This window comes from Pseudomonas prosekii (assembly GCF_900105155.1).
Lineage (GTDB): Bacteria > Pseudomonadota > Gammaproteobacteria > Pseudomonadales > Pseudomonadaceae > Aquipseudomonas > Aquipseudomonas prosekii.
Genome location: NZ_LT629762.1, coordinates 39,966 through 54,529, shown reverse-complemented (window position 1 = coordinate 54,529; position 14,564 = coordinate 39,966). Strand labels below are relative to the sequence as shown.

The following is a 14,564-nucleotide window of genomic DNA, read 5'->3' as shown; positions in this document are numbered from 1 at the left end:
CCAGTGTCCGCTTCATGATCTTGGGTCGAAGGCGTCACGCAACGCCTCGCCGATGAACACTAATAAAGAAAGAATCAGCGCCAGGGTGAAAAATGCGGTCAGTCCCAGCCACGGCGCTTGCAGGTTTTGCTTGCCTTGGGCGATCAGTTCGCCCAGCGAAGCGCTGCCGGCCGGCATGCCGAAACCGAGGAAATCCAACGCCGTCAGCGTCGAAATCGCCCCGGTCAAAATGAATGGCAGATAACTCAGGGTCGCGTTCATGGCGTTGGGCAGGATATGCCGGACGATCACTTTACGGTCGCTGAGGCCCAGTGCGCGTGCGGCTTTGACGTATTCCAGGTTACGTCCGCGCAAGAACTCGGCGCGCACTACATCGACCAGCGCCAACCAGGAAAACAGCGCCATGATCCCCAGCAACCACCAGAAATTAGGTTCGACGAAACCCGAGAGGATGATCAACAGATAAAGCACCGGCAGCCCCGACCAGACTTCGAGCAAACGCTGGCCCAGCAAATCCACCCAGCCGCCGTAATAACCTTGCAGCGCACCGGCAGCGATGCCGATCAGCGCACTGACAAACGTCAGCATCAGCGCAAACAGAATCGACACCCGCGCGCCGAAAATCACCCGTGCCAGCACATCGCGCGCCTGGTCGTCGGTGCCCAGCCAGTTGACCTCGGACGGCGGGCTCGGCGCCGGTTTGTTGAGGTCATAGTTCGGCGTGTCGTCACTGAACGGGATCGGCGGAAACAGCAGCCAGCCGCCATCCTGCTTGATCAGCTTCTGCACGTAATCGCTGCGGTAATCGGCCTGGAACGGCAGTTGCCCGCCAAACTCCTGCTCGGTGTGGCGCTTGAACGCCGGGAAGTACAGCGAGTCCTGATAACTGACGATCAACGGCTTGTCGTTGGCAATCAGTTCGCCGCCGAGGGTTAACAGGAAGAGGCCGATAAACAGCCACAGCGACCACCAGCCACGGCGGTTTTTCTTGAAACGTTCGAAACGGCGTCGGCCCAGCGGCGAGAGCTTGACCATCAGGCGTTCCTCGCGGCGAAGTCGATACGCGGGTCGACCAGGGTGTAGCAAAGGTCGCCGACCAGTTTTATCAGCAGTCCGAACAACGTGAAGATGAACAACGAACCGAACACCACGGGATAGTCCCGCGATACCGCCGCTTCGTAACTCATGCGGCCGAGGCCGTCGAGGGAGAAGATCACTTCGATCAACAGCGAACCGGCAAAAAACACGCTGATAAACGCCTGCGGAATGCCCGAAACCACCAGCAACATCGCGTTGCGAAACACGTGGCCGTAAAGCACGCGGCGCTCGCTCAAGCCTTTGGCTCGCGCGGTGACTACGTACTGGCGGGTGATTTCATTGAGGAAAGAGTTCTTGGTGAGGATGGTCAACGTCGCGAAGCCGCCGATCACCAGCGCCGTGACCGGCAATACCAGATGCCAGAAGTAGTCGGCGACTTTGCCCACGGTCGACAGCGATTCGAAATTGTCCGAAACCAGACCGCGCACCGGGAACCAGTTCAGCGAAGTGCCGCCGGCGAAGACCACGATCAAAAACATCGCAAAGAGGAATGCCGGCATCGCGTAGCCAATGATGATCGCGGTGCTGCTCCAGATGTCGAAATGGCTGCCGTGGTGCACGGCTTTGCGGATGCCCAGCGGGATCGACACCAGATAGGTGATCAGCGTCGCCCAGAGCCCGAGGGAAATGGTCACTGGCATTTTTTCGAGGATCAGGTCAGTCACCGTCGCGCCGCGGAAAAAGCTCTTGCCGAAGTCCAGTTGCGCATAGCTTTTGAGCATCAGCCACAGGCGTTCCGGGGCCGGTTTATCGAAGCCGTACTGTTTTTCAATTTCTTTGATCAACTGCGGGTCCAACCCGCGACTGGCGCGCGAATTGCCGTGCAGGGTTTCGCCCGAACCGCCGCCGACACTGGCGCCGCCGATGCCTTGCAGGTGCGCAATCGCCTGTTCCACCGGACCACCGGGCGCCGCTTGGACGATCACAAAGTTGACCAACAGAATGATCACCAGCGTCGGAATGATCAGCAGCAAACGCCGCAGTATGTAAGCCCACATCAGTGCGCTCCTCCGGATTGCCCGCGTTTGATCAATTCGGCGGTCATCTGCTCGTTGGTCAGCGGCGTCGAGCTCACTTGCCACCAACTTTCGATCGCTTCGTCATTGCTCGCTTGCACGTTGGGAATGCCGAAACGGTTCCACCATACGGTCGAACTGCCCGGCGGGTAATAGTTGGGAATCCAGTAGTAATTCCATTGCAACACCCGGTCCAGCGCGTGGGCGTAATGCAGCATGTCGGCCTGGGTGTCGGCGCGAATCAGGCCGTTGATCAAGCTGTCGACGGCCGGGTCCTTGAGCACCATGTAGTTGTTGGCGCCGGGATCGTTGGCCGACGAGGAACCAAAATAATTCACCAGTTCGCTGCCGGGGGAGGTGGTGACCGGGTAGCCGGTGATGATCATGTCGTAGTCGCGCGACATCAGGCGGTTGACGTATTGCGAGGAGTCGATGCGGCGGATGTTCAGGTCGATGCCGATCTGTTTCAGCGTGCGTTTATACGGCAGGAGCAAGCGGTCGAGGCCGTTCTGGCTGGTGAGGAAGGTGAAACTCAGCGGCTGGCCTTGGGCATTCACCAGTTGATCGCCGTCGGGTTTCCAGCCGGCTTGTTCCAGCAGCTCCAGCGCCTGCAGCTGTTTGTCGCGAATCACCCCGCTGCCATCGGTTTTCGGTGCTTCGAACACTTTGCTGAAGACTTCGTCGGGAATCTGCCCGCGCAGCGGTTCGAGAATTTTCAACTCGGCCTCGTCCGGCAGTTTGCGCGCGGCGAGGTCGGTGTTGGAGAAGAAGCTCTGCTGGCGGATGTACAAGTTGCGCATCATCTGCCGGTTGCTCCATTCGAAATCCCAGAGCATCGCCAGGGCTTGGCGCACGCGGCGGTCCTCGAACAGCGGATTTTGCAGATTGAACACAAAACCCTGGGCGGCTTGCGGCGCTTCGGTAGCCAGATGCGCCTTGCGTAGACGACCGTCACTGAGCGCCGGGCTTTCGTAGCCGATCGAGTAACCCGTCGCGGAGAATTCGCGGTTGTAGTCGTAGGCGCCGCCGCGCAGCACTTGGCGGGCGACGTCGGTATCGCCGAAATACTCGATGCTGAAGTGATCGAAGTTGTACAAGCCACGGCTGACCGGCAGGTCTTTGCCCCACCAGTCGGCATTGCGCTCAAAGGTAATGCTGCGCCCGGAATCGACTTTGCCGACACGATAAGGGCCGCTGCCCAACGGCGGCTCGTAACCGCCGCCACTGGCGAAATCGCGGGTTTTCCACCAATGCTCGGGGAACACCGGCAGCGTCGCGACGTCGAGCGGCAGGGTACGGTTTTCGTTGCTTTTGAAGTCGAAACGGACCACCAGCGGCGACTCGATCACCACTTCTTTGACGTCGGCGAATTGCGTGCGATAGCGCAGACTGCCCTGGGTCATCAGCAAGTCGAAGGTGTAACGCACGTCTTGGGCGGTGATCGGCTTGCCATCGGCGAAACGCGCTTTCGGGTTCAGGTAGAAACGCAGCGACAAGCCGTCTTCGGAGCGCTCGATCTGCTGCGCCACCAGGCCGTACACCGTGTAGGGCTCGTCCTGGGAACGCTGAGCCAGCGGCGAATAGAGCAAACCATCGATCTGGTTAACGCCGATGCCTTTGTCTATATAAGGAAGGATGTGATCGAAGTGACCGATCTCGATTGCGGAGCGGCGCATGGTGCCGCCCTTGGGCGCCCGCGGATTGGCGTAGGCGAAGTGACTGAAGCCGGCAGGATATTTCGCCGGTTCGCCATACACGGTCAGTGCATGTTGCGGTGCTGCATTCACACCAACGGCGCTCAACAGCAGGGCTGCGGCAGTGAATAGCAAAGTAGGGAAAGCCAGTCGCATTGTCAGCCTTAGAGCCGGGTGATCGATAAGCACAATTTGTACGCTAGCGGCGCGTCCCTCGCCAGCCGTATCACGTATCGCAAACACAACGGCCCACCAAAAGGCGGGCCGCTGTGCACAAAACTCAGGCGTCGGATCAGTCCTGGCGGCTGGTCACTTCCAGCAGGTGATAACCGAACTGGGTTTTAACCGGGCCTTGCACGACGTTGATCGGCGCGCTGAAAACCACGGTGTCGAATTCCTTGACCATCTGGCCTGGACCGAACGAACCCAGATCACCGCCCTGACGGCTGGACGGGCAAGTGGAGTTGGCCTTGGCAACTTCGGCGAAATCAGCGCCACCTTCGATTTGCGTTTTCAGTTCGTTGCACTTGTCTTCGCTGGCAACGAGGATGTGACGGGCAGTGGCTTTAGGCATGGGAAATTCTCCAGTCAATGTTCAGTAAAGTGCGGAGCCTACCGGATTCAGTGGCCTATTTCTTCTCAAAGTTCCATCCGAAGCTGGCCAGCGGGGCAAACCGGGGCGCCGGATCAGAGCCCGACTTTTCTCAGACGCTCGGCATGCAGCAGGTACAGCTCGATCGGGTCGACGCCTTTGCGGCTGCGTCCCGGCGTGTGCATCAGGCTGTCCAGATGGTCCATCGGGTAATCCGAACGAATCACCTTGCCCAAGTGCGAGCTGAAGCGACCGACCAGCCCGTCGTTTTGCCCGGCTTCGGTGGTGAAGTATTCGGAAAAGGCCCGCAGGAAAGCGTGGGCCGGGTCGAAAGCACCGAGGCCTTCATCAATGATCGATTCCGGCAAAATGCCGCTCCACGAGTAATAACGCACACCATTGACCAGCTCTTTACCCTTGCCGCCCCAGGTTTTCGGCAGGCCTTGCGGGTATTTGTCATTGAAGGCGCCGACGCCTTCGGTGGTCAGCGCGTTGAGCGCGGCGACGGCGTTTTGCGGCATCTGATGGTTGCCGCTGAGCAGCGACAGAAAGTCTGCAAATAACGTTGCGATCTGCTTGGCCACTTTCTCCGGTAAACGCCCGGGCTTAAGCGCCATGCGCAACGAGTCCGCCAGTTCCGAGCCGTGATTCGGGCCACTGACGGAGGTCACCGACGCCACGCAATCTGGCGCGATGGCCGCAGCGTAACGGGCTGCCAATGCACCTTGGCTGTGGCCAATCAGGTTGACCTGACGTGCGCCGGTTCCTTGTAAAACACGATCAATCTGCGCCAACAACTGTTCGCCGCGTACCTCGTTGCTATGGGTAGCCGACAGGTGTGGTACGAAGACCCTGGCGCCGTGGCTGCGCAGAGCCTGCTTGACGTCCTGGAACAATTCGACTTTGCCGATACGGTCGAAGCCAAAAAGACCATGTACCAGAAGGATTGGATGTTGAGTTGTCGCATTCCGTTGCATGTTCTTACCTTTTTCGCAGAAGTTCAGGGAGGTGAGCAGACGGCCACTCTAAAACACTCCAGCGGGTAGGCGATGTACGAAAAAGCCGCGGTGATTGCGGGAAAACGGAATAGAAAAAGTATGAAATTTCCGATCTGGGTGAAGCCTGTTTCGGAACATTTCGACATCTTTTTGCGTGGATACACGGAATTCGCACCAGTGGCCTACCGAGCGGACAGCATTTGCCTGGCCTCTGTAGAGCGATCCCCTGACATCCGCCAGCAAAACGTTGAGCTTAAATGGGCCTCGTTCGATGCCGCCCTGCGGGACGGCACGTATACCAAGGACTGGAGTAGATGAATGAGCACACTTGAAGCAGAAGCAGGAAGGCTGGCAGCTCCACAGGTAGAAAAAGCTGAGAACCAGGTCCTTGATCCGGCACTTAAAAAAGCCATCGTCAGGGTCCTGCCTTATCCGGGCATGGCGAGCGGTGACAGATTGGTGCTGCATTGGTCGGGGCTGGACGCCGAAGGCCTGGCTTATCAACACGACGCGACGCATTTTGTCAGCCAGCGCCAGGTGGGCCGGGAGGTGATTTCTTCCGTCGCCCGTCAGCACCTCGGCGCGATTGATGGCGGTTCTCTGGAGATTTACTACACGCTCACCAGCCGTTGCCTGCCCGAGTCGGTGCAGTCCCGGCGTTTGCAGTTGAACGTGGGCGATACGCCCAGCGGGTTGCTGCCGGTTGTGATCAATGATGCGGTCAGCGGCACACTCGATCCGGATCGGGTGACTGAAGGTGCGCGGGTGACGATTCGACCGTATGCGCGGATGGCGGCGGGAGATCGTGCCGTGCTCTTTTGGGAAGGCGCGACGCCACAGACCAGTTTCAGCGACCGCCTGAAAATCGAAGCGTTCGCCGTTGGCCAGGCGCTGTCGTTCTGGGTCAATCCCGAGTTCATTGCGCCGGTCTTGGGTAAGTCGGTGATGATCAGGTATTGCATTGAACAACACGGCCAGGCGCCGCATTACTCGGAGCCGACCCAACTGTCCATCGGGCCGCTGCAACGCGCGCCGCTGCTGGCTCCGGTGATACTGGAAGCCGAGGAAGGCTGGCTGGACCTGCAAGACTCGATTGATGGCGTCACCATCGTGATTGACGATCCGAAGACCGAGGAGGGCGAGTTGGTCTATCTGAAAATCGACGGCAGCCATTTCAGTCACCGCGACGAGCGCGATATCTCACAAGAGATGGCCGGCGAACCGCTGGTGTTTGTCGTTCCCTATCGGTTCTGGCGAGAGCATCAGGGCTCGTCGGTACGAGTCAGCTATTCGATTGAACGGCTGGATGACATGACGCAGGTTTCGGAAGCGGCTCTGGTACAGGTGCAAGGCTGATACAGGTGCAACGCTGAGCGATTGCTGAATTGTCAGGCCTTCCAGTCTTCGATTGAAAACCGGAAGGCCTGATAGTTAGCGCGTTTGTGCGCGCAACTGTTCGGCGGCCTCGCGCAGCAACTGCTCGGTGCCGGTCCAGCCGAGGCAACCGTCGGTCACCGATACGCCGTACTGCAACGACGGGCTCAACGGCTGGCAGCCTTCGAACAGGTGGCTTTCGATCATCATGCCGATCAGCGAGCGATCACCGTGCAGACGTTGTTCGAGAACATCGTTGAACACCGCAGGCTGGCGCAGCGGGTTTTTGCCGCTGTTGGCGTGGCTACAGTCGACCATGATCCGTGCTGGAATTTTCAGTTTGGTCAGGTCGTGGTTGATCCGGGCGACGCTCTCGCGGTCGTAGTTGGGGCCGTGATGGCCGCCGCGCAGCACCAGATGGGTGTCGGGGTTGCCAGGGGTTTGAATGATCGCCGGATGCCCTTGGCTGTCCACGCCGAAATGCCGGTGCGGATGGGCCGCTGAACGCATGGCGTCGCTGGCGACGGTGACGCCGCCGTCGGTGCCGTTCTTGAAACCGACCGGCATGCTCAAGCCGCTGGCCATCTCGCGGTGAATCTGCGATTCGGTGGTCCGTGCGCCAATGGCAACCCAGCTCAGCAAATCGTCGAAGTACCCGGCGGCCATGGGTTGCAGCAATTCGGTGGCAATCGGCAAACCGAGCTGGAGCATTTCGCGCATCAGTTCTCGCGACAGGGTCAGGCCGGCGGCCATGTCGTCGCTGCCATCGAGGTGCGGATCGTAGGCCAGGCCTTTCCAGCCGACAGTCGTGCGGGGTTTTTCGACGTAGGCGCGCATCACCAGAAGCATTTCGTCGCTGACCTCAGCGGCCAGTCGGGCGAGGTTGGCGGCGTATTCCAATGCGGACTGCGGGTCGTGGATCGAGCAAGGGCCGACGATCACCAGCAAACGGGAGTCTTCACCGTTGAGAATCGCGCGAACGGCTTGGCGGTGCGCGGCGACTTGCTGGGTCAGGGCAGTGCTGAGAGGTAATTGCTGTTTGAGCTGCAATGAGCTGGGCAGACGCAAGGTCAGTGCTTCATTGGCCGGGCTCAAGGTGGACAGTGGCAAAGCGGAGACGGACGAGTTCATATGCAAATTCCTGGGCTGGCGGCGGGTTTGTTCCCGCGTGCTCGGCCCTACTGGGGTGTTCGACAATTGGCCGGATTGGCTGCGTGTGTGTGCTTGCCACCTGTGGGTGACCGATCGGAGGCGGCAGGCTGTCCCGAGCGGAGGCTGGTAAATCGCCAGGCGGAAAAACTGTCGTGACGGTAATAAGTGGCGTAGTTCATTGGGTAAATCCTCAAGTTGTCTGGTAGGTGTCGCTGAATTTTTGTACGGCTGAAAAAACAAAACCCCCGGTCGGGAAGCCGACCGGGGGTTGAGAATTCTCTGGTGGCGACCCGTTTAAAGTGGGCGCCGTGTGGGTATCAGGCGCGCCAGTGGCTAAACCAATACCCAAAATAAAAGCTGACCGGAGCGCAAACGTCATTCACCCGGGCAGCCGCCACCGAGCGCAGGGCGCTGACGGTACGAAGCTGTGAGAGGGCGTTGAACATGGTCTGTCTCCGATGAATGCGCCGAGCTTACTAGAGGGCGGCAGGCGGATTCAATCAGAAAATGCTATCGGCGCTGCGCGGCAATTTCTATCGCTTGAGTGCTCGCAGGGTTGTGACACACTCGGGGCTCGGCCGAATCGGTCACTGTTTCGGGGCTCTGAATGACTTACGCATTACGGCCGGCGACATCTTCGGACCTGGGATTCGCGCGAGAGCTGACCTGTCAAAATATGCTGCGCTACTACATTCAGTACGATTTGCTCTGGCAGGACGAAGCCTTCGATGTCGCCTGGGCGGGGCGCGAAAACTGGATGATCATGCAGGGTGACCTCTGCAGCGGATTCGTCAGCCTGAGTCGTGATGCCAAGGCGCTGTACATCCGCGAATTGCAAATCAGCGAAGCCTTTCGCGGGCAGGGCGCCGGTTCCTGGGCGATCGATCAGGTTCTGGCCAAGGCCCGCGCCGAGCGAAAACCTGCATTGCGCCTGACCGTGTTCAAAAATAATCCGGCGCAGGCGCTGTATCGGCGAATGGGCCTGGAGGTGGTCGGCGAGGACGAGTGTTTCCTCAGAATGCAGCGCGATGTCCGGGCCTGCTCCCCGCTGAAACACACGGATAGCAAGCCCTGAAAGACGAATTGAAACTTTTTATATGCCGCTTGCCGCTAGGTCTGCCAGTCGCTTTTTGCTAAGGTGTCCGGCAACCCAATACGACCATATCGCGAGGTGTCTGCTTGATTAGGGTGCTAGTAGTCGATGACCATGATCTCGTTCGTACAGGCATTACACGAATGCTGGCTGACATCGATGGCCTGCAAGTAGTCGGCCAGGCCGAGTCGGGAGAGGAATCCCTGCTCAAGGCGCGTGAGTTGAAACCCGATGTGGTTCTGATGGACGTCAAGATGCCCGGGATCGGTGGTCTTGAAGCCACGCGAAAACTGCTGCGCAGTCACCCGGACATCAAAGTTGTCGCGGTCACTGTGTGCGAAGAAGATCCGTTCCCGACCCGCTTGTTGCAAGCCGGGGCCGCGGGTTATCTGACCAAGGGCGCCGGTCTGCCGGAAATGGTCCAGGCCATTCGCCTGGTGTTTGCCGGCCAGCGCTACATCAGCCCGCAGATTGCCCAGCAACTGGCGATCAAGTCGTTCCAGCCAACCAATGATTCACCTTTCGACGCATTGTCCGAGCGCGAGATCCAGATCGCCCTGATGATTGTCGGTTGCCAAAAGGTCCAGATCATTTCCGACAAACTCTGTCTGTCACCGAAAACCGTGAATACCTACCGTTACCGCATTTTCGAGAAGCTTTCGATCAGCAGCGATGTAGAACTGACACTGTTGGCGGTTCGTCACGGCATGGTTGATGCCAATCTCTGAAAATGACTGAAGTCTTCGATCCGAGTGCATTCCTGTCGACAGTGAGCGGACGCCCAGGCGTCTACCGCATGTTCGACAGCGACGCGCGCCTGCTTTACGTCGGCAAAGCCAAAAACCTCAAGAAGCGTCTGGCGAGTTATTTCCGCAAATCCGGTCTCGCGCCGAAAACGGCGGCGCTGGTTGGGCGTATCGCCCAGGTCGAAACCACGATCACCTCCAACGAAACTGAAGCGTTGTTGCTTGAGCAGACGTTGATCAAGGAGTGGCGGCCGCCGTACAACATCCTGCTGCGCGACGACAAATCCTATCCGTATGTATTTCTGTCGGACGGCCAGTTTCCAAGGCTGAGCATCCACCGTGGCGCAAAAAAAGCCAAAGGCAAATATTTCGGGCCTTACCCCAGCGCCGGCGCCATTCGTGAAAGCCTCAGTCTGTTGCAGAAAACTTTTTTCGTCCGCCAGTGCGAAGACAGCTACTACAAGAACCGCACGCGGCCCTGCCTGCAATATCAGATCAAACGTTGCAAGGCGCCGTGTGTCGGGCTGGTAGAGCCGGAAGTGTATGCCGAGGACGTGCGACATTCGGTGATGTTCCTCGAAGGCCGCAGCAACGCGCTGACGGACGAGTTGTCGGCCGGAATGGAAGAGGCGGCGATCAACCTCGAGTTCGAGCGCGCAGCCGAATTGCGCGACCAGATTTCTTTGCTGCGGCGGGTCCAGGACCAGCAGAGCATGGAGGGCGGCTCCGGTGACATCGACGTGATCGCCGCGTTCGTCAACCCGGGCGGCGCCTGTGTGCACCTGATCAGCGTGCGTGGCGGGCGGGTACTCGGCAGCAAGAACTTCTTCCCGCAAGTCGGTATTGAAGAAGACGTTTCCGAAGTCATGGCGGCATTTCTGGGCCAGTACTTCATCAGCAGTCCCGAACGGGATTTGCCGGCCGAACTGATCGTCAACGTGGTTCACGAAGATTTTCCGGTGCTGATCGAGGCCATCCACGAACTGCGCGGTCGCGAACTGTCCATCAGCCATCGGGTGCGTGGCACCCGGGCGCGCTGGCAGCAGTTGGCGGTCACCAACGCCGAGCAGGCATTGGGCGCACGTCTGGCCAATCGTCAGCATGTTGCCGCTCGTTTCGATGCGTTGGCCGAAGTGCTGAACCTCGACGAGCCGCCGCAACGCCTCGAATGCTACGACATCAGCCACTCCAGCGGCGAAGCCACCGTGGCGTCTTGCGTGGTGTTCGGGCCGGAAGGGCCGATCAAGTCCGATTACCGCCGCTACAACATCGAAGGCGTGACGCCGGGCGATGATTACGCGGCAATGCACCAGGCCCTGACCCGACGTTTCAGCAAACTCAAGGACGGCGAGGGCAAGTTACCCGACATTTTGCTGGTGGACGGCGGCAAAGGTCAGCTGTCGATGGCGCGCGACGTGCTTAATGAACTCGCGGTGCCGGACCAGATTTTGTTGGGCGTGGCCAAGGGGGCGACGCGCAAGGCCGGTTTTGAAACCTTGTATTTGAATGACGCCGCACATGAATTCACGTTGCGCGGTGATTCCCCCGCGCTGCATTTGATCCAGCAAATTCGCGACGAAGCTCACCGTTTCGCCATTACCGGCCATCGCGCCCGACGTGGCAAAACCCGCCGAACGTCAACGCTGGAAGGCGTTGCGGGGGTTGGGCCGACACGTCGCCGCGATTTGCTGAAACATTTTGGTGGATTGCAGGAGCTGTCTCGTGCCAGCATCGAAGAGATCGCCAAAGCACCGGGGATCAGTAAAAAGCTCGCTGAGTCGATTTATGCAAACCTGCACAGCGAGTAGAATGCCCAACTCACCTCGTAGCCAGTTGTGCCGATGAATATCCCTAATCTGATTACCGTTTTACGCGTCCTGCTCATCCCGATCTTCATTCTGCTGTTTTATCTGCCTTACCAATGGAGCTACCTGGCCTCCAGTTCGGTCTTCGCTTTCGCCGCAGCCACTGACTGGCTCGACGGATACCTGGCCCGCCGCCTGGAACAAAGCACACCCTTCGGAGCATTTCTTGATCCGGTGGCCGACAAACTGATGGTCGCCGTTGCGCTGGTGTTGCTGGTGCAAGAACACGGCAACCTGTGGCTGACGCTGCCGGCAGCGGTGATTATCGGTCGCGAGATCGTTGTCTCGGCGCTGCGCGAGTGGATGGCCGAACTCGGCGCCCGTGCGCACGTTGCGGTATCGAACCTGGGCAAATGGAAAACCGCCGCGCAAATGCTCGCGCTGGTGATCCTGCTGGCCAACCCGTCGGACTTTACGTTCTGGGTATTGTTCGGTTACGCGTTGCTGCTGATCTCGGCAGGCCTGACATTGTGGTCGATGGTCCAGTATCTGCGGGCTGCCTGGCCGCATCTGAAGACCGACGTCGAAAAGAAATAAAACTTTTTTGAATCAAGGGGTTGACGGGGCTTCTGGATTCTATAGAATGCGCCACACCAAGACGCGGGAATAGCTCAGTTGGTAGAGCACGACCTTGCCAAGGTCGGGGTCGCGAGTTCGAGTCTCGTTTCCCGCTCCAAATATTAAAAAGCGCCACTCATTGAGTGGCGCTTTTTTTTGCGTGTTTTTTGCTTGGCGTATTTTGCAGACAACAAAAAGCCCGCTAAAAAGCGGGCTTTTGCGATGCTGCTGACTTACGCCTGGCGAGCTGCCAGTGCCGAGTAGCTGTTCATCAGGTTGCGGTAGTTCGGGATGCGTTGCGACAACAGATTGCCCAGGCCTTCGATATCGTTGCGCCAGTCGACCTGCAACTCACAGGCTACCGAGAACCAGTTCATCATCTGCGCGCCGGCCTGAGTCATGCGGTTCCAGGCGGCTTGCTGCACGGTGGTATTGAAGGTGCCGGAAGAGTCGGTGACCACGAATACTTCAAACCCCTCAGCCAGTGCCGACAGTGTCGGGAAGGTCACGCAGACATCGGTCACGACGCCGGCAATGATCAGCTGCTTGCGGCCAGTTGCCTTGATTGCTTTGACGAAGTCTTCGTTATCCCAGGCGTTGATCTGGCCAGGACGGGCGATGTACGGCGCATCCGGGAACATTTCTTTCAGCTCCGGGACCAGCGGGCCGTTGGGGCCTTGTTCGAAACTGGTGGTGAGAATGGTCGGCAGTTCGAAGAACTTGGCAACGTCGGCCAGAGCCAGCACGTTGTTCTTGAACTCGTTCGGCGAAAAGTCCTGTACCAACGAGATCAGACCGGTCTGGTGGTCGATCATCAACACTACAGCGTCATCTTTGTTCAGGCGGTTGTAAGTGGCGTTGCTCATGATGAAATCCTTTATCGAGGTTGGTAGGGGTAGGGCGTCGTCCGTAGGGCTGAGCTGGGTCAGTCGCTTCGTTCAACATGGGCCCAGATTAATCACCTGCCTCGAGATGAAAAAGCGCCTGGAAACGGTTTTACTGTCAACTCAAACAGGACAATACCAACGCTCCAGCTCAAAAGCGGCAAACGGCCTCACTGAAAACGATCCGGCCAAATTCTGCATGATCGTCCAGCGGAGTGATTGCCAGCAGTTGATCGAGGCGCAACTCCACTGTGTGACCATCCTGCTCAAACACCATGAATTCCTCCTTGCTCGGCGCAGTGCGGGTGGTCACGGCCCGGGCGATCAGCCGTTGACCGTCGACCCGTTCGACGTTCAACACGTAGCCGCGCAGGCAGGCGATTTCCAGAAAGTCGTGCAGATCACAGTTCAACGGCTGATAGGTGTGCATTTCAATCCTCCTGACAACCTTGCAGTTCAAGAATGTAATAACCCTGTTGGCTGATCGCTTGCGCCACCACCGGGTTACCGGGTTCGACGTGACAGAAGCGGCATTCGCTCTGGGCAATGTCTTCGTCGTTGAGGCCTTTTTCCAGCAGATACTGACGGGCGTGCGCTTGGGCTTTCTCGGTGTCGTTGCCTTCGATCAGCACATCGAAGTGCAGGTAGCGGCCGGTGTTGGTGCGCACGTGGGTATCGAATACTTTGATGGTCATTTTTGCTTGCCCTCCAGTTTCCAGGTGCCCGGCAACGACAGGTCGCCTGAGGCAATGTCATAAACGCTGCTGACGCACAGCAGCGGGTTGTGCAGGTCGGCGTTGACCTTGAGCGTGGCGGTCACGCCATCGAAATTGAAGCTTTGCGGAAAGCCGACTGCGGCCAGCGGCACACGGATCTGCGCGGCCTTTTCCTTGACGCTCAGCGTGTAACCGGGAGAGTCGATGTAGATCGGCGCGCCGGGCCAGGTCGCGGGCAGTTTCGGTTTCGCGTCTTTGGGAATGTCGCGCACTTTCAGGCCGCCGGGGCCGCAGCTCTCATCCTTGCTCAAGACCACCCAGTGCGAGTGCCACAGGCCACCGTCGTTATCCTTCTTGCCGTCGTGGTTTTCATCGGCCTGCGGCGTGTCGTCGAAGTCCGGGTGCGAGGTCAGGGCGAGCGCCAGAATGCCGGACTTGGCGTCGAAACCGACCGCGCCGCTGTCGAGGCTGGTCGGCCAGACGTAGCTGTAGACTTCGGCGCCGGCGAACGAACCCTTGGCGGTCGGCACGCGGCTGCCAGCCTTGCCGTCAACCAATTGCTCGAAGACCAAGTCGCTGCCGTCCTTGAAAACCCGGGTTTGCACCAGGTCGAAAGCGGCGTCGGTTTTGCCCGGTTCGCTGTGAATGTGATTGCTTTCGTGGGCCCAGGCCTGCGAGGTGAGGAGGGCGCTGACGGCGATGGCCAATGCAGTTTTCATGGTGGCTTCCAAAGGTTAGTTGGTGTTGATCCGACACCACAAGCCTAAGGGAGCAGCGA

The 14,564-nt window shown here is 58.8% G+C and carries 17 protein-coding genes and 1 tRNA gene; 7 read left to right on the top strand and 11 right to left on the bottom strand.

The genetic code is table 11. The features are described 5' to 3' along the window. Positions 1–12: 12 nt before the first annotated feature. From BLU01_RS00285 to BLU01_RS00265, 5 genes are all read right to left on the bottom strand, one after another. The gene (locus tag BLU01_RS00285; RefSeq protein WP_092269204.1) at positions 13–1,035 is read right to left on the bottom strand and encodes an ABC transporter permease; all 1,023 of its coding nucleotides are present in this window, start codon (positions 1,033–1,035) and stop codon (positions 13–15) included. Next, a complete protein-coding gene (locus tag BLU01_RS00280; protein WP_092269201.1) occupies positions 1,035–2,096 on the bottom strand; it encodes a microcin C ABC transporter permease YejB in 1,062 nt (353 codons plus the stop codon). The genes BLU01_RS00285 and BLU01_RS00280 overlap by 1 nt, the downstream gene beginning before the upstream one ends. Continuing rightward, positions 2,096–3,964: an extracellular solute-binding protein gene (locus BLU01_RS00275; RefSeq protein WP_092269198.1), complete on the bottom strand. Its 1,869-nt coding sequence runs from the start codon at positions 3,962–3,964 to the stop codon at positions 2,096–2,098. Before BLU01_RS00275 ends, BLU01_RS00280 begins: the two co-directional genes overlap by 1 nt. Positions 3,965–4,100: 136 nt before the next feature. Beyond that, a complete protein-coding gene (locus tag BLU01_RS00270) occupies positions 4,101–4,382 on the bottom strand; it encodes a peptidylprolyl isomerase (RefSeq protein WP_092269195.1) in 282 nt (93 codons plus the stop codon). Positions 4,383–4,495: 113 nt separating this feature from the next. Next, entirely contained in the window at positions 4,496–5,377 is an 882-nt protein-coding gene (locus BLU01_RS00265; protein WP_092269191.1) for an esterase/lipase family protein, read from the bottom strand. A 72-nt stretch (positions 5,378–5,449) separates the two neighbouring features. On the opposite strand from BLU01_RS00265, the gene BLU01_RS00260 reads away from it, so the two are divergent. Further along, positions 5,450–5,716, top strand: a complete 267-nt coding sequence (locus BLU01_RS00260) for a hypothetical protein (RefSeq protein ID WP_146197719.1) — start codon at positions 5,450–5,452, stop codon at positions 5,714–5,716. Then, the gene (locus BLU01_RS00255; protein ID WP_092269186.1) at positions 5,717–6,754 is read left to right on the top strand and encodes a hypothetical protein; all 1,038 of its coding nucleotides are present in this window, start codon (positions 5,717–5,719) and stop codon (positions 6,752–6,754) included. It abuts the gene before it with no gap. A gap of 75 nt (positions 6,755–6,829) precedes the next feature. Here the strand turns inward: BLU01_RS00255 and BLU01_RS00250 are convergent, their stop codons facing one another. Together BLU01_RS00250 and BLU01_RS28160 are read right to left on the bottom strand one after the other, a co-directional pair. Then, complete coding sequence (locus tag BLU01_RS00250) at positions 6,830–7,903, bottom strand: 3-deoxy-7-phosphoheptulonate synthase (protein ID WP_092269183.1); 1,074 nt, start codon at positions 7,901–7,903, stop codon at positions 6,830–6,832. A gap of 338 nt (positions 7,904–8,241) precedes the next feature. After that, positions 8,242–8,370 (bottom strand): hypothetical protein, encoded by a 129-nt coding sequence (locus tag BLU01_RS28160; protein WP_024164522.1) that lies wholly within the window; start codon positions 8,368–8,370, stop codon positions 8,242–8,244. Between the two features lie 161 nt (positions 8,371–8,531). On the opposite strand from BLU01_RS28160, the gene BLU01_RS00245 reads away from it, so the two are divergent. From BLU01_RS00245 to BLU01_RS00225, 5 genes are all read left to right on the top strand, one after another. Further along, positions 8,532–8,999, top strand: coding sequence for a GNAT family N-acetyltransferase (locus BLU01_RS00245; RefSeq protein ID WP_092269180.1), 468 nt, complete (start codon positions 8,532–8,534; stop codon positions 8,997–8,999). Positions 9,000–9,103: 104 nt separating this feature from the next. Then, complete coding sequence (gene gacA / locus BLU01_RS00240; protein ID WP_082356623.1) at positions 9,104–9,745, top strand: response regulator transcription factor GacA; 642 nt, start codon at positions 9,104–9,106, stop codon at positions 9,743–9,745. A 2-nt stretch (positions 9,746–9,747) separates the two neighbouring features. Next, entirely contained in the window at positions 9,748–11,571 is a 1,824-nt protein-coding gene (gene uvrC / locus BLU01_RS00235) for an excinuclease ABC subunit UvrC (protein WP_092269177.1), read from the top strand. A 33-nt stretch (positions 11,572–11,604) separates the two neighbouring features. After that, positions 11,605–12,165, top strand: a complete 561-nt coding sequence (gene pgsA / locus BLU01_RS00230) for a CDP-diacylglycerol--glycerol-3-phosphate 3-phosphatidyltransferase (protein WP_092269174.1) — start codon at positions 11,605–11,607, stop codon at positions 12,163–12,165. Positions 12,166–12,228: 63 nt separating this feature from the next. Next, a tRNA-Gly gene (locus BLU01_RS00225) sits at positions 12,229–12,304 on the top strand. A 115-nt stretch (positions 12,305–12,419) separates the two neighbouring features. Here the strand turns inward: BLU01_RS00225 and ycaC are convergent. The 4 genes from ycaC to BLU01_RS00205 form a co-directional block, all read right to left on the bottom strand. Further along, positions 12,420–13,052: an isochorismate family cysteine hydrolase YcaC gene (gene ycaC, locus BLU01_RS00220; protein ID WP_092269171.1), complete on the bottom strand. Its 633-nt coding sequence runs from the start codon at positions 13,050–13,052 to the stop codon at positions 12,420–12,422. A gap of 169 nt (positions 13,053–13,221) precedes the next feature. Continuing rightward, on the bottom strand, positions 13,222–13,500 hold the full coding sequence (locus BLU01_RS00215) for a Rho-binding antiterminator (RefSeq protein ID WP_092269168.1): 279 nt from the start codon (positions 13,498–13,500) through the stop codon (positions 13,222–13,224). 1 nt (position 13,501) lies between these two features. Continuing rightward, positions 13,502–13,765, bottom strand: coding sequence for a DUF2024 family protein (locus BLU01_RS00210; RefSeq protein ID WP_092269165.1), 264 nt, complete (start codon positions 13,763–13,765; stop codon positions 13,502–13,504). After that, on the bottom strand, positions 13,762–14,505 hold the full coding sequence (locus tag BLU01_RS00205; RefSeq protein WP_092269162.1) for a hypothetical protein: 744 nt from the start codon (positions 14,503–14,505) through the stop codon (positions 13,762–13,764). Before BLU01_RS00205 ends, BLU01_RS00210 begins: the two co-directional genes overlap by 4 nt. Positions 14,506–14,564 lie beyond the last annotated feature (59 nt).